Origin of the sequence: Streptomyces sp. NPDC079167, assembly GCF_040686735.1 — a bacterium.
Classification (GTDB): Bacteria; Actinomycetota; Actinomycetes; order Streptomycetales; family Streptomycetaceae; genus Streptomyces.
This window is the reverse complement of the sequence record NZ_JBFBLO010000002.1, coordinates 102,742-123,283: the sequence shown is the minus strand read 5'-3', so window position 1 is coordinate 123,283 and position 20,542 is coordinate 102,742. Positions and strand designations below refer to the sequence as shown.

Below are 20,542 nucleotides of genomic sequence, written 5' to 3'. Positions count from 1 at the left end.
ACCGGCGCGGGCGCGGGCACGCCGAGGGGGTCAGCCGATCCCCTGACGGTCCGGGCGCAGCGCGAACGCCCGCCCGGCCCCCTCGGGCACCGTGCGCTCCACCGCTTCGACCAGGAGCGCACGGTGCCTGAGCAGCGGTCGTCTCCGCTCCTCGGGGGCGAGCAGCAGCAGGTCGTCGAGTCCGGCCAGCATCCGCCGCGTGACCTGAGGGCTCGCGGCGGCGCACCACCGGATCTCCTCGAAGGCGAGGTCCACGAGGTCCGTCCACCCCGGCACATGCTGGACGAGCCGTACGTGCCCCCGCCGGTCCCGGTGGTGCAGCGGGGCGAGCGGCAGACGCACAGCGACGGCCAGGTACTCCACGATCCGGTCCAGACACTGCACGGCCGTGGTCGGGTCGTTCACCGAGGACGACAGGGCACGCAGCGCGATGTCGGACAGTTGCCGCAGACCGAACGCGGGGTCCTGGAACAGGGCGCGTTCGACCCCGACCGAGACCGTGCGGCGCAAGGCGTGCCGGGGCGGAGCCGTCCCGCCGTGCACGGCCAGCACCGGTGTGCCCGGCACCAGGAAGTCGCCGGTCCGGGGGACCAGCCGCAGCACGACCCCGTGCCGACGCGCGGCCCTCACCAGCCGTGCCACCGCCACACTCCGCAGCACCCCCGCGCGCTCCAGGTGCGCCACCTGGGCGGTGACGGGTCCCAGGGACGGCTCGTCCACCACTCCTTCCGGCTGCCGGCCGAGCGCACGGAGCGATTCACGGGCGATGTGGTCCAGGACCGGCCCGACCTGCATCAGCCGCAGGGCGGAGGAGACGTAGGCGACGAACAGCAGCAGACTCAGTCCGACCAGCCCGAGCGTCACCAGGCTCTGGAACAGGGGTGCCGACGTCACCCGGCGGGGATCGGGTTCCGGCCCGCCCTCGTACGAGGTCAGCGCCAGGAGCGAGAACGCGAAGGTCGCGAGGAACACCGTCAGCGTGAGCTTGTTGATCCTGCTCCGTACGAAGATCCGGACGACGCGCGGGGTGAGCTGCCCGCTCGCCATCTGCACCGCCACCAGCGAGATGCTGAACACGACACCGATGAACGTCATCATCGCGGAGCTGACCGTGGTGACGATCGTCCGGGCGTCCCCGGCGAACGTGAGAAGGTCCCCGAGCTCCTCGTAGGCTCCCTCCTTCTGGAGATACGCGACAATCCAGGTGTCCAGCTCGGAGAGGGCCAGCCACAGAGCGAAGGCGCCCACGAGCCCCGCCGTCGGCGCGCACCAGAAGGCGTCCCGCAGCCGCTCCCGCAGCGAGGCCAGGGCGCGGGGTGTCCGCGGGACGGATGCACTCGTGTCACTCGGGCCGCTCGTCCCACTAGCGCCACTCGTCCCACTCAGGCCGCTCTTGCCACTCATGCCCGCGAAGGTAGCCCGGCAGCACGCCGCGCACACGGTGCGCCACGGAGTGTGCGCAACGTGACGGCAGGGGCGCTCGGGCGGGCACGCACCGCACTGACCACCTGAAACGCAGGTGAGAGGCACCCCGAACCCCTGGTATTGTTTTCTTTGTCGCCACGGGGAACACCCCGAAACGACAGACACCTTGTCCGGGTGGCGGAATGGCAGACGCGCTAGCTTGAGGTGCTAGTGCCCTTTATCGGGCGTGGGGGTTCAAGTCCCCCCTCGGACACCAGCGAAGACCCCAGTTCATCTGGGGTCTTTTTGCATGCCGCGGATTCGCCCCGACAGCGGGCCGCCTGTCCGCCGCGGCAGTGACGTCCCCCCAGCATCTCGGCCTACGCGACATCGAAGCTGGCCCTCGCCCGCTGGGTCCGGCGCACCGCGGTGACGCCGGAGTGGGGCCGCCGTGGTGTCCTCCTCAACGCGATCGCGCCCGGCGCGGTGATCACCCCGCTGATGACCGGTTCCACGGATGTGACGGCCACCCCGGACCCGGACTCCTTCCCGACGCCGATGCCCCTGGGGATCTTCGGCCAGGCCGACGACATCGCGTTCTGGGTCGAACAGTTCCTGCGCCCCGAGGCCCGCTTCACCACCGGCTCGATCCTCTACGTCGACGGCGGCACCGATGCCGCGATGCGCACCGACGCCCAGCCCACCGCCATGCGCCGGTGACCTGAGGACCGGGGCTCCGGTCGACCTCCGGTCCGGAGCCCCCGTCCGTACCCGCTGCGCGGGGCCGCGCATCACGATCCGGTCACGTCCACCGGTCGCGGGGTTGTTTTCCGCCATGTAATCGATTCCAATCATCCGTGTAATCGATTCCACGGCTGGTTCCGCTGGTTTCGAGGCTTACGGAAACCACAAGGAGGTGGTCCGGAAATGGCGAGCATCAAGGATGTCGCGGCCCAGGCAGGAGTCTCTGTCGCCACGGTCTCCCGCGTCCTGAACAGCCATCCCTCCGTCAGCCCGGACGCACGCAGACGCGTCCTCGCCGCCGTCGACGCCCTCGGCTACCGGCCCAACGCCGTGGCCCGCTCGCTGCGCACCGACCAGACCCGCACGCTCGGCCTCGTCATCAGCGACGTACTCAATCCGTACTTCACCGCGCTGGCCCGCTCCGTCGAGGAGGAGGCGCGCGGACTCGGCTACAGCGTGATCATCGGCAACGCCGACGAGCGGCTCGAACAGCAGGACCACCACGTCCGTACGCTCCTGGACCGCAGGATCGACGGGCTCCTGGTCTCACCCGCCGACGGCGAGTCCCCCCTGCTGCTGGACGTGGCGCGCACCGGCACCCCGATGGTCTTCGTCGACCGCTGGATCCCCGGGGTGGACATCCCGGTCGTGCGCGCGGACGGGCACCGGGCCATCCAGGACCTGGTCGCCCACCTGTACGCCCTCGGCCACCGCAGGCTCGCCATCATCGCGGGCCCGGCCGCCACCACCACCGGCGACGAACGCGTCGAGGCCTTCCGGGAAGCGATGCGGGCCCACGGGCTCGCCCTGCCCGACGCCTACATCGGGCAGGGCGACTTCCAGGCCGAGAGCGGCCGGCGCGCCACCGAGAGCTTCCTGTCGCTGCCCGAGCCCCCCGAGATCGTGTTCGCCGCCGACAACCTCATGGCGCTCGGCGCCCTGGACGCGATCCGCGCACGCGGCCTGCGCGTCCCCGAGGACATCGGGATCGCGGCCTTCGACGACATCCCGTGGTTCCTCCACACCGCCCCGCCGATCACCGCCATCGCCCAGCCGACCGGCGACCTCGGCCGGGCCGCCGTGCGCGCGCTGATCGACATCGTCGAGGGCCGCCCCCCGCAGTCCGTGACCCTGCCCGCCCGCCTCGTCGTACGCAGCTCCTGCGGCGAGCGCCCCTCCACCCCCGGGAGCAACGAGTGAGCGAATCAGTCGAGTTGCTGCGCATCGAAGGCGTACGCAAGACCTTCCCCGGTGTCGTCGCCCTGGACAGCGTCGACTTCGACCTGCGCAGCGGCGAAGTGCACGTCCTCCTCGGTGAGAACGGCGCGGGCAAGAGCACTCTCATCAAGATGCTCTCCGGCGCCTACCGCCCGGACCGCGGCCGGATCTTCGCCGGCGGCCAGGAGGTGCGCATCCACGGAGCGCAGGACGCCGAGAAGCTCGGGATCGCCACGATCTACCAGGAGTTCAACCTGGTCCCCGATCTCACCGTCGCCGAGAACATCTTCCTGGGCCGCCAGCCGCGCCGCTTCGGAATGATCGACCGCGGGCGCATGGAGGCCGACGCCGAAGTGCTTCTGCGCCGCGTCGGCCTGCACGTCTCGCCCAGGGCCAGGGTCCGCGAACTGGGCATCGCCCGGCTGCAGATGGTCGAGATCGCGAAGGCGCTCAGCCTGGACGCGCGGGTCCTGATCATGGACGAGCCGACCGCGGTCCTCACCTCCGAGGAGGTCGACAAGCTCTTCGTGATCGTGCGGCAGCTGCGTGCGGACGGCGTCGGCGTCGTCTTCATCACCCACCACCTCGACGAGATCGCCGCACTCGGCGACCGCGTCACCGTCCTGCGCGACGGCCGCAGCATCGACCAGGTGCCCGCATCGACACCGGAGGCGGAGCTCGTCCAGCTCATGGTGGGGCGCAGCATCGACCAGCAGTACCCGCGCGAACGCCCGGAAACGGGGCCGTCGTTGCTCTCCGTACGCGGGCTCACCCGGGACGGGGTGTTCCACGACATCAGTTTCGACGTGAAGGCCGGTGAGGTCGTCGGCCTCGCCGGGCTCGTCGGAGCGGGCCGCACCGAGGTCGCGCGCGCCGTCTTCGGCGCCGACCCCTACGACGCCGGCACCGTCGACGTACGCGGCGAGCGGCTCGCCAAGCACGACGTGACCGCCGCCATGGGCGCCGGGATCGGCCTCGTCCCCGAGGACCGCAAGGGCCAGGGCCTCGTGCTCGACGCCTCCGTCCAGGAGAACCTCGGCCTGGTCACCCTCCGCTCGGCGACCCGCTCCGGCATCGTCGACGTCAAGGGACAGCGCACCGCCGCCGCCCGCATCGCCGAGCAGCTCGGCGTACGCATGGCCGGCCTCGGCCAGCACGTCCGTACCCTCTCCGGCGGCAACCAGCAGAAGGTCGTCATCGGGAAGTGGCTCCTGGCCGACACCCGGGTGCTGATCCTCGACGAGCCGACCCGTGGCATCGACGTCGGTGCGAAGGTCGAGATCTATCAGCTCATCAACGAGCTGACGGCCTCCGGCCACGCCGTCCTGATGATCTCCAGCGATCTGCCCGAGGTCCTCGGCATGAGCGACCGAGTCCTGGTCATGGCCCAGGGCCGCATCGCCGGAGAACTCCCCGCCCATGAAGCCACCCAGGACGCTGTGATGGCCCTCGCCGTCAGTGCCGCGCCTGTGACCGACCCCGACAAGCACGCAGAGAACGCAGAGGAGAGCCCCCGTGGCCACTGACACGCATCCGAGCAAGACGGGCGCGGGCGGCGCCGGGCACACCCTCCGCCGCCTCCTGCTCGACAACGGCGCGCTGAGCGCGCTGGTCGTCCTCCTGGTGGCGATGTCGCTGCTCTCCGGCGACTTCCTCACCACCCAGAACCTGCTGAACGTCGGTGTCCAGGCCGCGGTGACCGCGATCCTCGCGTTCGGTGTCACCTTCGTCATCGTCTCGGCGGGCATCGACCTCTCCGTCGGCTCGGTCGCCGCGCTCTCCGCGACCGTCCTCGCCTGGTCGGCGACGTCCGCGGGTGTTCCCGTCTGGCTGGCGGTCATCATCGCCGTGGCCACCGGCATCGCCTGCGGCTTCGTCAGCGGCGCCCTCGTCGCCTACGGCAAGCTGCCGTCGTTCATCGCGACGCTGGCCATGCTGTCGGTGGCCCGCGGACTCTCCCTGGTGATCTCCCAGGGCCGGCCGATCCCCTTCCCCGACTCGGTCTCCGTGCTCGGTGACACGCTCGGTGGCTGGCTGCCCGTCCCCGTCCTCGTGATGATCGCGATGGGCCTGATAGCGGCCCTCATCCTGGCCCGCACCTACATCGGCCGTTCCATGTACGCCATCGGCGGCAACGAGGAAGCGGCCCGGCTGTCCGGACTGCGCGTCAAGAAGCAGAAGCTGGCCATCTACGCCCTCTCCGGCCTCTTCGCCGCCGTGGCGGGCATCGTCCTCGCCTCCCGTCTGGTCTCCGCACAGCCGCAGGCGGCCCAGGGGTACGAACTCGACGCGATCGCCGCGGTCGTCATCGGCGGCGCCAGCCTCGCGGGTGGCGTCGGCAAGGCGTCCGGCACCCTGATCGGCGCACTGATCCTCGCCGTGCTGCGCAACGGCCTCAACCTCCTGTCCGTCTCCGCCTTCTGGCAGCAGGTCGTCATCGGCGTCGTCATCGCCCTCGCGGTGCTGCTGGACACGCTGCGCCGCAAGGCGGGGTCCGGCGCGTCCGCAGGTGGCGCGTCCGCCGCGCCCGGATCACCCGGAAAGGGCCGCAGGAGCGCGATGCGGCTGGGCGTCGCGGTGGTCGTCCTGGCTGCCGTCATCGCCGCCGTGACCTTCTTCAAGTCCGGTTCCTCGGGCACCACCACCAAGGTGGGCATGTCACTCTCCACCCTGAACAACCCTTTCTTCGTCCAGATGAAGGAAGGCGCGCAGCAGGAGGCCGAGAAGGCGGGCATCGACCTCACCGTCACCGACGCCCAGAACGACGCCTCGCAGCAGGCCAACCAGCTGGAAAACTTCACCAGCTCCGGAGTGGACTCCGTCATCGTCAACCCGGTGGACTCCGACGCGGTCGGCCCCGGTGTCCGCAACGCCAACGAGGCGGACATCCCGGTCGTCGCGGCGGACCGGGGAGTCAACAAGGCGAAGACGGCGACACTCGTCGCCTCCGACAACGTCGCGGGCGGCAAGCTCGCCGCGAAGACACTCGCCGACCGGCTCGGCGGCAAGGGCAGCATCATCGTCCTCCAGGGCACCGCGGGCACATCCGCCAGCCGTGAGCGCGGCGCGGGCTTCGCCGCGGGCCTGAAGGCGTACCCGGACATCAAGGTCGTGGCGACCCAGCCCGCCGACTTCGACCGCACCAAGGGCCTGGACGTCATGACCAACCTGCTCCAGTCGCACCCGGGCGTCAACGGCGTCTTCGCCGAGAACGACGAGATGGCCCTCGGCGCGGTCAAGGCACTGGGCAGCAAGGCCGGGAAGTCCGTCCCGGTCGTCGGCTTCGACGGAACCCCCGACAGCCTGAAGGCGGTCGAGGCGGGCACACTGTACGCCTCCGTCGCCCAGCAGCCCGGCGAACTGGGGAAGATCGCCGTACAGAACGCGATCAAGGCGGCCGACGGCGAGAAGATCGCCGGCATGGTGAAGGTGCCGGTCAAGGTCGTCACACGGCAGAACGTCGCCGACTTCTCCTGATCACGAAAGGCACTGCCCTGATGCACGCGACCGACGCCTCCGCAGCCTCCTCACCCTCCGGGCACTCCGGGTACGACCTCCTGGTCGTCGGGTCCGCCAACGCCGACCTGGTCGTCGGCGTCGACCGCCGACCCGGGCCGGGGGAGACGGTGCTGGGCTCCGACCTCGTCGTCCACCCCGGCGGCAAGGGTGCCAACCAGGCGGTCGCCGCCGCCCGGCTCGGTGCCCGTACGGCGCTCCTGGCCCGGGTCGGCGACGACGCCCACGGGCGGCTGCTGCGCGCCTCGCAGCAGGAGGCGGGTGTCGACACCGGCGGAGTCCTCGTCGGAAAGGCGCCCACCGGCGTGGCCCTCATCACCGTCGACCCCTCGGGCGACAACAGCATCGTCGTCTCCCCGGGCGCCAACGCCCGGCTGACACCCGGGGACATCAGGGCCGCGGGCCCGCTCTTCGCGTCGGCCCGCGTGGTCTCCGTACAGCTGGAGATCCCGCTGGACACCGTCGCGGAGACGGCCCGGGTCCTCGGTCCGGGGGCGCGGCTGGTCCTCAACCCGTCCCCGCCCGCGCCGCTCCCCGACGAGGTGCTGGCCGCCTGCGACCCGCTGGTGGTCAACGAGCACGAGGCGCGCTCCATCCTGGGGGAGGGCGCGGGCAGCACCCCGGAGTCCTGGGCGCGCGGGCTGACCGCCCTCGGCCCGCGATCGGTGGTGATCACCCTGGGCGCCGAAGGCGCGCTGGTCTCCGACACGCGTGGGGGCGAACCCGTACGCGTGCCGAGCCCCCGGGTCGACGCCGTGGACACGACGGGCGCGGGCGACGCGTTCACCGCGGCCCTGGCCTGGCGGCTCGGGCTGGGCGAGGACCTCACCGAGGCCGCCGCGTTCGCCGTGCGGGTCGGCGCGGCTGCCGTCACCAAGGAGGGCGCGCAGGCGTCCTTCCCGACCGCGGAAGAGGTCGCCGCGCTGTGAAGAAGTCAGGCATTCTGAACCGCCACCTGGCGGGAGCGCTGGCCGGACTCGGCCACGGTGACGGCGTGTTGGTCTGCGACGTGGGCATGCCGATCCCGCCGGGGCCCCGCGTGGTCGACCTCGCCTTCCGCGCGGGCGTCCCGTCCTTCGCCGAGGTCCTGGACGGTCTGCTGGACGAGCTGGCCGTGGAGGGCGCGACGGCGGCCGAAGAGGTACGGGAGGCGAATCCTGAAGCCGCCCGCCTGCTGGCCGCCCGCCTCCCGGACCTCACCCACGTGTCCCACGAACAGCTGAAGGCGCTCACCGCGTCCGCCCGTCTGGTGGTGCGGACAGGGGAGGCCCGGCCGTACGCCAACGTGCTGCTGAGGTGCGGCGTCTTCTTCTGACACCGGCCCCGGCGGGCCCCTGCTCCGGCGCGGCCAACCGGTCGAGGACGTCGAGGTGCGCAGGCGTCGGCCGGACGTGCCCCGCCGCGGCGTTCTCCTCCAGGTGATCGATCCGGGCCGTGCCCGGAATCGGGAGGACGACCGGCGAGCGGGCGAGCAGCCAGGCCGGCGCGACCTGCGTGGGGGTGGCCTCCAGCTCGGCCGCCACGGCGAGGATCTCGGCGTTCTGCCCGGAGTCGCCCCAGACCACCGGGCGCCACGGCAGGAACGCGAACCCGCCGCCTCGCAGGCGGTGAGGACGGGCTCGTGCTCCCGGTCGAGCAGGTCGTAGCGGTTCTGGACACTCGCGATCTCGACGGTCTCCCGCGCCTGGGCGTGGGCGAGTTCGTCGGCGGTGACCTCGGACAGACCGATCCGGCCGATCTTGCCCTCGTCCCGGAGATCCCGGAGATCCCGGAGATCCCGGAGCGTGCCGAGCTGGTCGGCGAGAGGCGTCTCCGGATCGATGCGGTGCAGCTGGAGGAGCTCGATCCGCTCGACGCGCAGGCGGCGCAGTCCCTGCTCCAACTGCTCGCGCAGGGAGGCCGGCCGTCGAGCTTCCGGTCGGCCGAGGGGTCCGGCCGGGTGATGCCGGCCTTCGTGGTGATCAGGAGGCTCTCGGGGTTGGGGCGGAGCGCTTCGGCGAGGAGTTCCTCGTTGGCCCCGCCGCCGTACATGTGCGCGGTGTCGATCAGTGGGCTGCCCAACTCGACCGCGCGGCGGGCGACCGAGAGACCGGTCTCGCGGGCGGTCCCCGGTTCGGTCGGCAAGTGCACGGCTCCGAATCCGAGCCGCTGCACCTCCGGACCACCACTGATTCGGAAGGCTGTGGCTGTCATGGATCGCCTGACTCCCTTCGAGTCAACGGGACACGTCAGCAGCGACGTTGACCGCAACGGCTGGTGCGGCGAACGCGCTTGCCGTACGCGCCCAGGCCCGTCGCGCCCCTGCACCCGGCCCGGGCAGCCGCCGCCGTCACACGTCCATGAGCCCGTCGACCAGCGTGGCCAGCGCGGTGGCGAGCGCGTCGAGCCCCGGGCCGGCCGGACCGCCCGGCTCGGTCATGTACAGGTCGCGCCGGATCTCGATCATCAGCGCGCCGACCCGCCGGTCCGTCCCGTAGTGCTTCAGCGGCACATACGTACCGGGGAAGGGGCTGTTCAGCCCGGTGCCGCCGAATCCCGCGAACGCCGCCTCGGCCCGGGCCAGGAGCCCGGGCGGAGTGTGGAAGCCGTCGGTCCCCAGACAGACCGGGGGCCGCGGGCCGGCGCCGCGCAGTTCGTAAGGGAGCGCGGTGGCCGGGTAGGAGTGCACGTCGATGACGACGGCACGCCCCGTGGCGGCCAGCCGTTCGTCGACGGCGGCGGTCATCGCCCGGGCGTACGGGTGGAAGTAGCGGTCGAGCAGTGGCTCCGGATCCGCGCCGGGCGGGCGGAGCCGTTCCCGGTGCGTGGTGCGGGTGTAGACCGCGCCCATGCCGGCGGCCAGCATCTCCTCCCGGTCGTCGGGAAACCGCTCCGGGTCGACGACCAGCCGCGACAGGCCGTTGACGAAGCGCCAGGGGGTCACCGCGCAGCCTGCGGAGGCCCTGGCGGCCAGGTCGGCCGTATGGGAGTCGGTGATGTGGTCGAGTTCGGCGTCGAGGGCCACGTCGTCGAGCACGATGCCGTCGCGCACGCCCTCCGGGACGATCCGGGAGGAGTGCGGGACATGCAGCAGTACCGGAGACCCGCCGGCGCCGGGCAGGAGCTGGAAGGGGGACGGCTCGTGGCTCAAGAGCCGGTCCTCGTACGTGCGGCCCCGGGGTGAGGGGCGGTCGCGTAGCCCTCGGCGATCAACTGCCGCGTCTCGCGCTTCTTCGACTCGCGGAGTCCGGCGGTCCCGATGCTCGCCTGGATGCTCATGGGTGAAGTTTATGCTCGTCGTATCTTCTCGCGGACCGGTGCGAGTGCCGGCCGCTGCCGCCCCGCCGGCAGCGGCCGGAGAGGCGGGCGTACGGGCGGAGGAGTCAGTTCGCCCAGACCTCGGCGTCGTCGGCCGGGACGGTGGTGGCGAGCTTCAACTCCTTGCGGGCGGCGATCGTCTCGTTCGGGTCGATGCCGGTGAAGGCGAGATCGAAGGCGATGTAGAAGTCGTCGATGTTCTCGGCCGAGGCCGCCTCCTCCCACGCGTCCGCGGTCTCCTCCAGCCGCGTGCGCAGCTTGGTGGTCTCCGGCTGCTCGATGCTCTTCAGGCCGGCCACGTGGGAGTTCAGCGCCGCGGAAACGGCCTCGGCCTGCTTCTTGTAACCGGCAAGGTCGTCCTCGATCTGATCCGCCTCGGGCTGGTTGTTCCAGAACGCCTCGTAGACGGCGTTGGAGCCCTTCAGGTACGCAGACTGGCCGGCGTTCAGGGACTTGCTCTCGAGGGATCCGGAGAACGTGCCCGACTCCTTGGCGTACGTGCAGCTCACCGCCCGGTCACCGGTCTTCCAGGTCTCGCCGGTGGGGAGGTAGTAGAAGAGGCCGACGCCCGCCGGGACCGCCCAGGTGTCGGAGATGAACTTCTGCGACTCCACCGGGCACCGCTTGTCGGCGATCTCCGTCACCCCGTCGTCACCGGGGTATGCCGACTCTCCCCGGATGGCGAACTCGCCGACGACCTGACCCTTGTGCGCTTCCCCGCACGGGACGATCTCGACACTGAACTCCTCGCTCGCGGTCGCCCCGCTGTTGGGGTTGTAGCAGTCGCCCGGAGTGAGGGAGAAGACCGACCGCTGGCGCATCGCCTTCTTGGCCCCGGCCTTGGCGCTGTCTATGGCATCACCGCAGCCCACCGCGCCGATCGCGAGAAGGGCGACGGCGGCGGATATGCCGCGCGCTGAACGGGACGTGACACCGGAAAACATGACGTGAGGATCCTCAAGCGGAAGAGCTGTGAACAGGTGTGCGCATCGTATGGCATATATGTGACGTCCCTGTGTACGGGTGCCATGCGTCCTCGTGGCGACGTTCTTGTCGGCCCCGTAGCTGACGTCCGGTCATCGGGCTTCGCTTCTCCGCCCGTGGGGACGCCGCGGTCGATATCGTTCTCCTGCGCCGCGGCATCGAGGTCCCGCCCGTTTCGTCGAGTGGGCCGCAGCGCCGGATTCGGAGCACGCATGAGAACACTGCAGACCGTGGCACTTCTCGTCTCGGCCGGGGGAGCGGCCCTGATGGCCGGACTGTTCTGCGCCTTCTCCTACGCCGTCATGCCGGGCCTGTCCCGTGGCGACGACCAGGCGTTCGTCCGGAGCATGCAGCACATCAACCGGGCGATCCTCAACGGCTGGTTCCTCACCCCCTTCCTGCTGCCACTGCCGCTGCTGGTGCTGGCGACGGTCCTCGCCGCGAAGGGGCACAGTGGCGGAGCACTGCCGTGGATCGTCGCCGCCCTGGTGCTCTACGGGGCCGCGTTCCTCGTCACCGGCACGCAGAACGTCCCGCTCAACGACACACTGGACAAGGTGCCGCTCGACTCGGCGCCCGACCGGCTCAGGGAAGCCCGCGCCGCGTTCGAGGGCCGCTGGGTCACATGGAACACCGTCCGCGCCGTTCTCCACACCGCGTCCCTCGGTGCCCTGCTGTGGGCGCTCTACCTCCACGGCACGGCCGTAAGGGAGTTGGGCACGTAGGGCACCCTCGTGAACCCGGGGATCAGGCCGCGATCACGACCGCCGGCCTGGTCAGGGCTGGAGCGTCCGACGGTACGCGGGACGGGGCGAAGACGACCACCCGCAGCAGCGCGAACCGCCCGACACCGGCCGCTGCGGACGCGGACAGATAGACGGTCTGCTCGACGAGCACGGAGGGAGCGGACTGCACGGCGTGCAGCACGAGCAGCGCGCCGGTGGTGAACGCGTAACTCACCACCACCGTCAGCCCGGACTGCAAATGGACCCGCCACCCCCTGCGATCGCTCCGGAAGGAGATCCGGCTGTGCAACTCCGTCGCGATCACGGTGGAGACGACGGTGATCACGGCGTTGGCGAGGGCCAGAGGTATCCGCTCGCCCAGCAGCACCAGCGCACCACTGGCGGCCAGTCCGACTCCGCCCCCGCAGACGACGAAGCGCACGAACGCCGCGACCAGCGGATGGGCGGTGCGCTTCGTCGGCAGGTGCGCTCGGGCGGTCACGGGGTTCCTCCAGGAGGGATGCGGGGACGGTCCTCCGATTCCACCCCACGGCCGAGGGCCGGCACGTCCCCCCAGCGACGCAGCCGGGCCCCGATTTATATGGGGGGCATCCCCCAGGGGGACTAAGGGGACCGGGGGACACCCCGTGCCGCCCGGTCGGGGCGCGCCGCCCCGCGTGACTCCCCGCGTACCTCTCTCGTTGACCAAGGCCGCGCACCTCCGTCCTGCGGCCCCGGTGAGGAGAGGAGCGGGTCATGCACGATTGTCCGCCGCTGAGCCCGTCGCAGAGGACGCCGGCCGCCCGGCCGAGCCTGCGGCCGTCCGGCCCGCTGCCGTGGCTGACAGCGGTCGTGTCGGTCTTCGCCGCGGTGCAACTCGCCTTCGTCGTGCCGGGTTCAGGGCTGGCATGGGACGAGACGGTCTATGTCAGCCAGGTCGGCGGCAACGCCCCTCCCGCCTTCTTCAGCGCCCCCCGCGCCCGGGGAATCTCCTACCTGGTCGCGCCCGCCGCCGCGCTGACCTCATCCACCACCGCCCTCCGGATCTACCTCGCCCTGTTGTCCGCCGGCGCCCTGCTCCTCGCCCTGTGGATCTGGCGGAAGGTCCTGCCCACGCGCGTGCTCGTAGGCGCGGGCGCTCTGTTCGCAGGCCTCTGGCCGACCCTGTTCTACGGTCCCGCGGCCATGCCCAACCTGTGGTGCGCCCTGGGCGCGCTGGCCGCGACCGGCTGGGTCGTGAGAGCCCTGCGCGGTGCAGCGGGACCGGCGGAGACGGCAGGCGCCGGGGCGGCCGTGGCGCTGGTCGCGCTGATGCGGCCGGCCGACGGCTTCTGGCTCGCGCTGCCGCTGGCCCTCGCCGTCTCCGTGGTACGCGGCCGACGCCTGCCGCGCCTGTGCGCCGCGCTCGTCGGCGGACTCGTGGCCGGCTGCGCGCCCTGGGCCGCCGAGGCGTACGCCCACTACGGCGGCCTTCGCTCCCGGCTGCACCGGGCCGGCGAGATCCAGGGCGGACTCGGATGGAACTTCGCGGTCGACGACCATCTGCGATCGCTCGCCGGCCGGACCCTGTGCCGCCCCTGCGACATCGGCTGGGAGAACCCGGCCACGGCCGTGTGGTGGGTGGCGCTGCCGCTCCTCGCGACCGGCGGAATCGTGGCGGCCCGGCGTGCGGGCCGCGGCGCGACGGCACTGCTCGCGACGGCGACGGGCGTCTCCCTGGCCGTTCCGTATCTGTTCCTGGTCGAGTACGCCGCGCCCCGATTCCTGCTCCCTGCCTACGCGTTGCTGGCCGTGCCCGTGGCGGAGAGCGTGACGCGCCTCCATGCCCGGGCACGGCGCTCACGCCACCCCGCGGGAGCCGCCGTGCTGACGCTGGCCCTGGCCGCTCATCTCACCGTCCAGCTCTCCGTGCTCAGCCATGTCGTCCGCACCAGCCACGCCACGACCACCGAATTCGCCGCCGTCGCCGGGGCGCTGAACCAGCTGGGCGTGCGACCGCCGTGCGTGGTCAGCGGGGACCACGCCGTGCCGGTCGCCTACTACGCCGGCTGCGCCTCGCGCCAGACCGACGGGCACGACGCGAGCATCACCCCCGCAACCCTCAGGGACCTCGCGCGGCGCGTACCCACGGCCGTCCTGGTGCCCGAAGGCGGCGCACCGCCCCCGGGAGTCGGCGGCACCCGGGTGTTCTCCCTGCCGGCCGGCCGTGGCCCCGGCCCCCACCGGACCTATCTGCTGCCGGGCCCCGCCACGGGCCGGACGGCGGCAACCCGGTGACCCGGCCGACCGGGCCGCGCCGCCTCTGCGGCAGGCCGGCCGGTCCCGGTCACGCGCGGCCCAGGTCTCCGGGCGCGTCGGGATGCGCCGCGCGCCACGCAGCCATCGAACGGTCCCACTCGTCACCCGAGAGCGCGGTGAGGGAGGCCGGAAAGAGGCCGTCCTCCTCCTTGGTGATGTGGCGGTGCAGCTCGTCGACGGCCTCCCGCAGCTGTACGACGTCCTCGGCGCGGCCCAGATCGACCCGGTCGAGTAAGGCGGCGAGCTCGCGGTGCTCCCGCACCAGGGCGTCGATGTATCCGGCGTACTCCGGGTCGCCGCCCATCACCGCGAAGAGCCCGTCCTCCTCACCCCGCCAGTGGGCGAGGAGCTCCCGCCCCATCCGGGCTACCAGCTCCCCGGCGAGTGCCGGATCGCCCTGGTCGAGGGCGCGCACGGCGTCCCCCGCGGTGTCGGTGACGGACTCGTGCTCCGCGATGAACTCCTTGATCAGCGGAATGTCACGGCAGCCGCAGTAATGGCACATGCGGCCACCGTAACCGGGCAAACGGCTCATGGGCGGCAAGGGGGACACGCACCCTATCGCCCCTTGTCCCCTGTGAGGCTGTAGCCGGAGTCCTACGCCGGCTTCTGCGGGACGGACGCCAACTGTTCGGGCACATGTGTGCGACTCCTTCGTCGGACATGCGCTTGCCCTCGGTGACGATTCGCTGCCACGCCGGCAGCTCAGGATGCCGCCTTACCCGTGGACGTGAAGGCCGTGAGCCCCTTCGGGCCCGAGGCGTACACCAAGCCGTCGGCGGCGAAGAGGGGAACCTGGCCGTACTTCACGGCGGCACCCAGCTCCGCCTGCCAGCGGGCCCTGCCGTCAGCGGCGTCGAGCGCCCACAGCCAGTCGCCGGTGCTCAGGTACACCGTGTCCTCCGCGCTCTGCATGTACGGGAGGCCGAAAGTCTCGTTGGAGAGGGAGCCTGCCCAACGCACGTCACCGGTGCGGGCGTTCATCGCGTAGACGGTCATCGCGATGCCGGTGTTGGCGGCGGCGTAGACCGTCCTTCCGTCCGGACTCGCGACCACGGCTTTGAACGAGACCTTGGGGGACTCCCAGGCCACCTGTCCGTTGGCCGGGTCGATGGCGTAGAGGCGGTCGGTCACATGAAGGAAGAAGCCGCCGGCGGAGGAGTGCGGCCCGTCCCGCCAGGCGCCGTACGTTCCCTGCATCAGTACGTCCGTGGCGCTCGTCGCGCTGCCCGGAGAGGGCTGTTCCCAGACCACCTTGCCCTTGGCGCTCGCGTCGAGGCCCGCGACGGTGGGGGCGCTCCCGTCGGTGTTGCGGCTCGCCCACATGAGGCGCTCACCGGAGGACGGGACGAACAGGTAGCCCTTGTTGAGTTTCGTCTCCGTGCTGTGGAGCACCATCTGCCAGCCGACCTTCCGTTCTGCCGGGTCGACGGAACAGACGAACGTGCCCTTCTTGTACGAGACGGCCGGTTCGGTGCCGCGGTCGAAGTCGATGGACACATAGTCACCGACGACGTACACCTGCCCGCCGAGCATGCCGGGCACCGTCACCTCCGTCGCGTTCTCCAGCGACAGCGGCAGTGTCCACGCGACGGCTCCCGTGTCGAGACGGATGGCCCGAAGGATCCGCTTCTCGACGCGGCTCCCGTCCACGACGACGCTGTAGGCGAAGTCGCCGTCCACGGCGGCCACCAGACCGGGCAGACCGGCGCGTACCTGGTCGGGGACGTTGGCCAGCGGACCCCACAGTTTCTTGCCCGCCTTGTCGAACGCCCATGCCCGCTTGGCGCTGAAGCCGACAACGGTCCCGTCCTCACCGGAGATCTGCAGCAGAGGTTCGGACACCGCGGCCGTCCACAGCGGGGTCGCGGAGGTATCGGTGTCGAGGGAGCGCTTGTCGTCGGTGAGCCCGGGAGCATCCGGTTTCGCGTCGGCCGGAGTCCCGGGGGAGTCGTCGCCTCCCAGCCACAGCCCCAGACCCGTGCCGCCCCCCGCCAGGGCCACCGCTCCGGCCGCGAGCCCCACGATCAGCCCGCGACGGCTGGGGCGGGCGGTGGATGCGGGCGGGAAGGGCGGCGGCGGGTAGCCGGGCGGGCCCGGCGGCGGGGCGAGGACGAACGGCGCGGGGGCGTCCTGCGGGGGAGGGGTCACGGTCGGCGCCATCACCGATGTCGCCTCCTCGATCGCCCGCATCACCGCGGGCGGCAGCCACGGCCCCTCCGTGCGCGGGGCCGCGCTCCGCTCCACGTACTCGACGATCTGACGCGGGGCGGGACGGTCCGCCGGGGCCTTCGCCAGGCACGCGGCAACAAGGAGCCGCAGGCTGTCCGGCACGCCCGTCAGATCCGGTTCCTCCCGCACCACCCGCTTGAGCACCTCCACGGGCTGCCCGCCGTCGAACAGACCTCTGCCGAGGGCGGCGAACGCGAGCGTCGCACCGAGGGAGAACACGTCGCTCGGGGGGCCCACCTCGCCGTCCGTGGCCTGCTCGGGCGACATGTACGCCGGAGTCCCGAGGATGGTGCCCGTGGCTGTCAGCGCCGTACCGTCGGCGGCGCGCGCGATGCCGAAGTCGATGACGTGCGGGCCGTCGAGGGCCAGCAGCACATTGCCCGGCTTGAGGTCGCGGTGGGTCAGTCCGGCCGCGTGGACCGACGTCAGGGCTTCGGCGATGCCTGCCGCCAGTGCTCCCAGCGCGCGCGCCGGCAGCGGACCCGTGGACGTCACCGCGGCGCCCAGGGAGATGCCCGGTACGAAGGCCGTCGCCAGCCACGGCACCGGGGCGTCGGGATCCGCGTCGACCACCGGAGCGGTGAAGGCACCGGACACCCTGCGGGCCGCCGTCACCTCGGCGCCGAAGCGTGCCCGGAAACCCGCATCGGCGGCCAGCTCCGGCCGTACGGTCTTCACGGCGACGGTCCGGCCCCCGGCGGAGCGCCCGAGATAGACGGTGCCCATGCCGCCGGAGCCCAGTCTGCCGAGCAGTGTGTAAGGGCCGATCCGGTGTTCGTCGGACGAACTCAACGGCTCCAACGTGGCCATTCTCAGGCTCCGTTCGCATTCAGTGCGGCGACCGTGGTGGTGTTGGGGTTCGACAGGCCGAGGCGGCCGTCACCGGCACTCCACGCGAGATCCAGGGGATTGGTTCCCTTCCAGCCCGAGTACTTCCAACGGGGCTTGCCGTTCGACGCGTTGAAGGCCCACACCACCCCGTCCGCCCCCATCCGGTAGACGTTTCCGTCCGCGTACAACAGCCGGGCGCCCAGATAGGTGGAGCCCTTGGCGTCGGCAGGCACAGGAACCTTCCACCTGACCTCGCCGGTCGCGGTCTCCAGCGCGGCGAGCGAGAAGCCGCCGCCCTTGTCGTTCCACAACGTGTAGAGGACGGCGCCCGTCGGGTCGGTGGCGATGCCGTCGCCCCGGCCGGAGGCTCCGACAACGCCCTTGGCCTTCCACGCCTCCCGCCCGGTGCCGGGCTCCAGCGCGTACAGCATTCCTGTGGTGCCGATGACCATGACGTAGGGAGCGGCGGCGGCCACACCGCTGGGCTGTGTCTTCTTCGACCACGCCACCGAGCCCTTCCCGTCGAGCGCGACCACGCGGTCCACACCCGCGTACACCAGCCCGCCTCCGGTGGAGGGCAGGGCCCAGGAGATGGGCGTCACCTGTGCGTCCTCGTACCAGGCGGTCCGACGCGAGCCGAGATCGACCGCCCACAGGCCGAAGTCTCCCGCCTCCGAGCCCCCCATGACGACGGTGTGCGCGCGGCCGTCGCGCACCCCGCAGAAGGCGGACAGCCCCACGCCGCCCGTCTCCGTCAGCGTGGTCGTGCGGGCGTCCTTGCCGTCGCTCGTACGGAAGCCCAGCAGCGCCGTCCGGGTGGTGGCCTGCGGGTCGGACAGTGTGGCATCGGGCATCACGCTCAGACCCACGTAGAGCCGGCCGTCGTGCACTCCCGCGACCGGCCTGGGCGTGGTGCCGGCCGCGGAGAAGGCGAGCCCGTGGTCCTGCGCCTTCACCGTCCACTTCGTGCTGCCGTTCCCGTCGATCCCCGTGACCTGGCTCAGGGACACGCAGGCGACGACACCGGTCGCGGAGAGCACCTGCGTGGCGGCCGTGGTCCGGCGTACCTGCCAGGCCAGCTTCGCGTCCATGACGTCGTCCGCCGCCGGGCGTGAGGACGTGCCCGCCCCCGTCCCCTTCCCGGACGTGCCGCCCTTGCCCTCCCCGGCGGTCTCCTTGTCCCGGAGGAGCGCCCATGCCGTTCCGCCTCCGGCGGCGGCGACCGTGCCGCCGGCCAGCCCGAGCAGCAGCGTGCGCCTGCTCGGAGGCCGGCCGGGGCCGCCGGGGGAGCCGGGCCCGCCGGGGACGGCCGCGGTCGGGCCGGTCAACGGCACCGTGGGGGCCGGGGTGGGAAGCGCGGTGAGGACCGCCCGTACCGCGAGGACGTCCGCCGCCACCGGTTCGGGGAGCCAGCCCGCCCAGCCCTCCGACGGTCGGGCGCGCTCGGCCAGTTCGGCGTACGTGATCACCTCGCGCGGGCCCGGCCGCTCACGGGGGTCCTTGGAGAGGCAGCGCCGGATCAGCGGACGCAGACTGTCCGGGACGAAGGACAGGTCGGGCTCGGTGTGGACGACCCGGAAGAGGACTGCTGCCCCCGCACCGTCCCCGAAGGGGCTGGCGCCCCCCGCTGCGAAGGCGACCGTCGAGGCGAGGGAGAACACATCGCTCGCCGGGGTGAGCTGCTGTCCGACCGCCTGCTCGGGTGACATGTACGGCGCCGACCCGATGACCGATCCGGTCGAGGTGAGGACCGTCCCGTCGGTCGCCCGCGCGATGCCGAAGTCGATGACGTGCGGGCCGTCGAGGGCCAGCAGGACGTTCGCCGGCTTCAGGTCCCGGTGGATCACACCGGCTCCGTGCACGGAGAGCAGCGCCTCCGCGAGTCCGGCCGTCAGCATCCGGAGCGCGTCCTCGGGCAGCGGTCCGTGCTCGGCCACCGCGGAGTGCAGCGAGAGGCCCACGACGAACGACGTGGCCATCCAGGGGATCTCGGCCTCCGTGTCGGCGTCCACCACGGGAGCCGTGAATGCTCCCGACACCCGCCGTGCCGCCGAGACCTCCCGCTGGAACCTGACCCGGAAAGCGGGGTCGTGCGCCAGATCCGCGCGTACCACCTTCACCGCCACGGTCCGGCCACCGGCCGACCGCCCCAGATACACCTCACCCATCCCGCCCGCGCCGAGCTTGCCGGCCAGCGCGTACGGTCCGATCCGTACCGGATCGGCAGCACCAAGTGGCTTCATGAGACGGTCACCTCCCCCGTGGCCCCACAGATTAGTGGTGCGACCACGGGGCGGCCCCGATCTTTGCCCCTTCCGCCCGGAACAGCGCACGAATTCCGCCGCGCCACAGGGGATGGCCGGTCCCGCACCCGGAAATGTGCGCGAACGGGGGGACCGGGGCCGGGTAACCGGGGTTAGGCCTTGCGGGCGACCCCGCACCACATGGGCAGGGTGTCGTCCGGAGCGTCGGACGGCCCGGGACGCCAGCGGGTCAGAGTGACCACGCCAGGTTCCATGGTCTCCAGGCCGTCGAAGAAGCGCTCCACTTCCTTCCGTGTGCGGGGAGTCGCGGAGGCGTGGACGGCGGCACGCTCGTTGTAGATCCGCATGGACTCGGCGACCTCGGGGGCGGTGACGTCCGCTGCCGGGTGCGACAGGACGAGGTGGCTGCCCGGAGCGAGGCGGTCCAGCAGCCTGTGGGTGATGTCCCACGGGTCCTCCGCGTCCTTGATGTACTGCAGGATCGCCACGAGCATCAGGCCGACCGGCCGGTCCAGATCCAGGGTGCGGGAGGCCGCGTCGAGAATCGTGTCCACGTCCCGTGCGTCGGCCTGCACGTAGTCGGTCTGCCCCTCGGCGCCGCTGACCAGCAGCGCCCGGGCGTGGGTGAGGACGATCGGGTCGTTGTCGACGTACACGACACGCGCTTCCGGAGCCGCCTGCTGGGCCACCTCGTGCGTGTTCGCCGCGGCGGGAATGCCCGTGCCGATGTCGAGGAACTGGCGGACCCCGGCCGCGGACAGGTGCCGCACGGCGCGGCCGAGGAAGGCCCGGTTGGCCCGGACCGACGGCACGATGGCCGGGTTCGCCGCCGCGGCGAGTTCGGCCGCTTCCTGGTCCACCGGGTAGTGGTCCTTGCCGCCCAGCCAGGCGTTGTAGACGCGGGCGGGATGCGCGTCCGTGGGGTGGGGCGTGGGCAGCGGGTACTCGTTCATCGTGCGTCACCTCGTGCGGCCGGACGGCCAGTTCGGACTCGGGTGCGATCACGGTACCCCTTGGCCCGCCGTCCGA

General features: G+C 71.9%; 18 protein-coding genes, 1 tRNA gene and 1 pseudogene. 9 read left to right on the top strand and 11 right to left on the bottom strand.

Going from position 1 to position 20,542, the window contains the following annotated elements; all coding sequences use genetic code 11:
* Positions 1–30: 30 nt before the first annotated feature.
* Positions 31–1,404 carry a DUF2254 domain-containing protein gene (locus AB0P41_RS04775; RefSeq protein WP_365930090.1) on the bottom strand — a complete coding sequence of 458 codons (1,374 nt, stop codon included), beginning with the start codon at positions 1,402–1,404 and terminating at the stop codon, positions 31–33.
* A gap of 189 nt (positions 1,405–1,593) precedes the next feature.
* Here AB0P41_RS04775 and AB0P41_RS04770 point away from each other — a divergent pair.
* The 7 genes from AB0P41_RS04770 (at position 1,594) to rbsD (ending at position 8,197) form a co-directional block, all read left to right on the top strand.
* Positions 1,594–1,681 (top strand) — tRNA-Leu (locus tag AB0P41_RS04770).
* Positions 1,682–1,776: 95 nt separating this feature from the next.
* Positions 1,777–2,124: an SDR family oxidoreductase gene (locus AB0P41_RS04765; RefSeq protein WP_365930731.1), complete on the top strand. Its 348-nt coding sequence runs from the start codon at positions 1,777–1,779 to the stop codon at positions 2,122–2,124.
* Positions 2,125–2,331: 207 nt separating this feature from the next.
* Positions 2,332–3,348 (top strand): LacI family DNA-binding transcriptional regulator, encoded by a 1,017-nt coding sequence (locus AB0P41_RS04760; protein ID WP_356713333.1) that lies wholly within the window; start codon positions 2,332–2,334, stop codon positions 3,346–3,348.
* Positions 3,345–4,892 (top strand): sugar ABC transporter ATP-binding protein, encoded by a 1,548-nt coding sequence (locus AB0P41_RS04755; RefSeq protein WP_365930088.1) that lies wholly within the window; start codon positions 3,345–3,347, stop codon positions 4,890–4,892. Before AB0P41_RS04760 ends, AB0P41_RS04755 begins: the two co-directional genes overlap by 4 nt.
* Positions 4,882–6,843, top strand: a complete 1,962-nt coding sequence (locus AB0P41_RS04750; RefSeq protein ID WP_365930086.1) for a substrate-binding domain-containing protein — start codon at positions 4,882–4,884, stop codon at positions 6,841–6,843. Before AB0P41_RS04755 ends, AB0P41_RS04750 begins: the two co-directional genes overlap by 11 nt.
* 20 nt (positions 6,844–6,863) lie before the next feature.
* Positions 6,864–7,811 carry a ribokinase gene (locus tag AB0P41_RS04745; protein ID WP_365930084.1) on the top strand — a complete coding sequence of 316 codons (948 nt, stop codon included), beginning with the start codon at positions 6,864–6,866 and terminating at the stop codon, positions 7,809–7,811.
* Complete coding sequence (rbsD, locus tag AB0P41_RS04740) at positions 7,808–8,197, top strand: D-ribose pyranase (protein ID WP_365930083.1); 390 nt, start codon at positions 7,808–7,810, stop codon at positions 8,195–8,197. The genes AB0P41_RS04745 and rbsD overlap by 4 nt, the downstream gene beginning before the upstream one ends.
* On the opposite strand, the gene AB0P41_RS04735 is transcribed toward rbsD, so the two are convergent.
* From AB0P41_RS04735 to AB0P41_RS04715, 5 genes and pseudogenes are all read right to left on the bottom strand, one after another.
* Entirely contained in the window at positions 8,112–8,405 is a 294-nt protein-coding gene (locus AB0P41_RS04735) for an aldo/keto reductase (protein WP_356713510.1), read from the bottom strand. The genes rbsD and AB0P41_RS04735 overlap by 86 nt on opposite strands.
* Before the next feature lie 125 nt (positions 8,406–8,530).
* Positions 8,531–9,075, bottom strand: a pseudogene (locus tag AB0P41_RS04730) (aldo/keto reductase); the annotation flags it as partial.
* A gap of 136 nt (positions 9,076–9,211) precedes the next feature.
* Entirely contained in the window at positions 9,212–10,012 is an 801-nt protein-coding gene (locus AB0P41_RS04725) for an N-formylglutamate amidohydrolase (protein ID WP_365930081.1), read from the bottom strand.
* On the bottom strand, positions 10,009–10,140 hold the full coding sequence (locus AB0P41_RS04720) for a hypothetical protein (RefSeq protein WP_356713321.1): 132 nt from the start codon (positions 10,138–10,140) through the stop codon (positions 10,009–10,011). The genes AB0P41_RS04725 and AB0P41_RS04720 overlap by 4 nt, the downstream gene beginning before the upstream one ends.
* A gap of 104 nt (positions 10,141–10,244) precedes the next feature.
* Positions 10,245–11,123 (bottom strand): septum formation family protein, encoded by an 879-nt coding sequence (locus AB0P41_RS04715; protein ID WP_365930079.1) that lies wholly within the window; start codon positions 11,121–11,123, stop codon positions 10,245–10,247.
* Positions 11,124–11,375: 252 nt separating this feature from the next.
* Here AB0P41_RS04715 and AB0P41_RS04710 point away from each other — a divergent pair, with 252 nt between their 5' ends.
* Positions 11,376–11,888: a DUF1772 domain-containing protein gene (locus AB0P41_RS04710; RefSeq protein ID WP_365930077.1), complete on the top strand. Its 513-nt coding sequence runs from the start codon at positions 11,376–11,378 to the stop codon at positions 11,886–11,888.
* Between the two features lie 22 nt (positions 11,889–11,910).
* Here AB0P41_RS04710 and AB0P41_RS04705 read toward each other — a convergent pair whose 3' ends face one another.
* Entirely contained in the window at positions 11,911–12,390 is a 480-nt protein-coding gene (locus AB0P41_RS04705; RefSeq protein ID WP_356713315.1) for a GtrA family protein, read from the bottom strand.
* 254 nt (positions 12,391–12,644) lie between these two features.
* Here AB0P41_RS04705 and AB0P41_RS04700 point away from each other — a divergent pair, with 254 nt between their 5' ends.
* Positions 12,645–14,165 (top strand): hypothetical protein, encoded by a 1,521-nt coding sequence (locus AB0P41_RS04700; RefSeq protein WP_365930075.1) that lies wholly within the window; start codon positions 12,645–12,647, stop codon positions 14,163–14,165.
* A 49-nt stretch (positions 14,166–14,214) separates the two neighbouring features.
* On the opposite strand, the gene AB0P41_RS04695 is transcribed toward AB0P41_RS04700, so the two are convergent.
* The 4 genes from AB0P41_RS04695 to AB0P41_RS04680 all read right to left on the bottom strand — a co-directional run bounded on the left by AB0P41_RS04695 (position 14,215) and on the right by AB0P41_RS04680 (position 20,466).
* The gene (locus AB0P41_RS04695) at positions 14,215–14,691 is read right to left on the bottom strand and encodes a hemerythrin domain-containing protein (protein ID WP_365930073.1); all 477 of its coding nucleotides are present in this window, start codon (positions 14,689–14,691) and stop codon (positions 14,215–14,217) included.
* A 200-nt stretch (positions 14,692–14,891) separates the two neighbouring features.
* Positions 14,892–17,228, bottom strand: a complete 2,337-nt coding sequence (locus tag AB0P41_RS04690; protein WP_365930071.1) for a PQQ-binding-like beta-propeller repeat protein — start codon at positions 17,226–17,228, stop codon at positions 14,892–14,894.
* A 2-nt stretch (positions 17,229–17,230) separates the two neighbouring features.
* Entirely contained in the window at positions 17,231–19,492 is a 2,262-nt protein-coding gene (locus AB0P41_RS04685; protein WP_365930069.1) for a protein kinase, read from the bottom strand.
* Between the two features lie 173 nt (positions 19,493–19,665).
* Entirely contained in the window at positions 19,666–20,466 is an 801-nt protein-coding gene (locus AB0P41_RS04680; RefSeq protein WP_365930067.1) for an SAM-dependent methyltransferase, read from the bottom strand.
* Between the last annotated feature and the right edge of the window lie 76 nt (positions 20,467–20,542).

Coding starts and splice junctions, on each gene's coding strand:
- AB0P41_RS04680 (WP_365930067.1), bottom strand. CDS start 20,466: ATGAACGAGTACCCGCTGCCCACGCCCCACCCCACGGACGCGCATCCC.
- AB0P41_RS04745 (WP_365930084.1), top strand. CDS start 6,864: ATGCACGCGACCGACGCCTCCGCAGCCTCCTCACCCTCCGGGCACTCC.
- AB0P41_RS04760 (WP_356713333.1), top strand. CDS start 2,332: ATGGCGAGCATCAAGGATGTCGCGGCCCAGGCAGGAGTCTCTGTCGCC.
- AB0P41_RS04700 (WP_365930075.1), top strand. CDS start 12,645: ATGCACGATTGTCCGCCGCTGAGCCCGTCGCAGAGGACGCCGGCCGCC.
- AB0P41_RS04720 (WP_356713321.1), bottom strand. CDS start 10,140: ATGAGCATCCAGGCGAGCATCGGGACCGCCGGACTCCGCGAGTCGAAG.
- AB0P41_RS04695 (WP_365930073.1), bottom strand. CDS start 14,691: ATGTGCCATTACTGCGGCTGCCGTGACATTCCGCTGATCAAGGAGTTC.
- AB0P41_RS04690 (WP_365930071.1), bottom strand. CDS start 17,228: ATGGCCACGTTGGAGCCGTTGAGTTCGTCCGACGAACACCGGATCGGC.
- AB0P41_RS04710 (WP_365930077.1), top strand. CDS start 11,376: ATGAGAACACTGCAGACCGTGGCACTTCTCGTCTCGGCCGGGGGAGCG.
- AB0P41_RS04715 (WP_365930079.1), bottom strand. CDS start 11,123: ATGTTTTCCGGTGTCACGTCCCGTTCAGCGCGCGGCATATCCGCCGCC.
- AB0P41_RS04775 (WP_365930090.1), bottom strand. CDS start 1,404: ATGAGTGGCAAGAGCGGCCTGAGTGGGACGAGTGGCGCTAGTGGGACG.
- AB0P41_RS04685 (WP_365930069.1), bottom strand. CDS start 19,492: ATGAAGCCACTTGGTGCTGCCGATCCGGTACGGATCGGACCGTACGCG.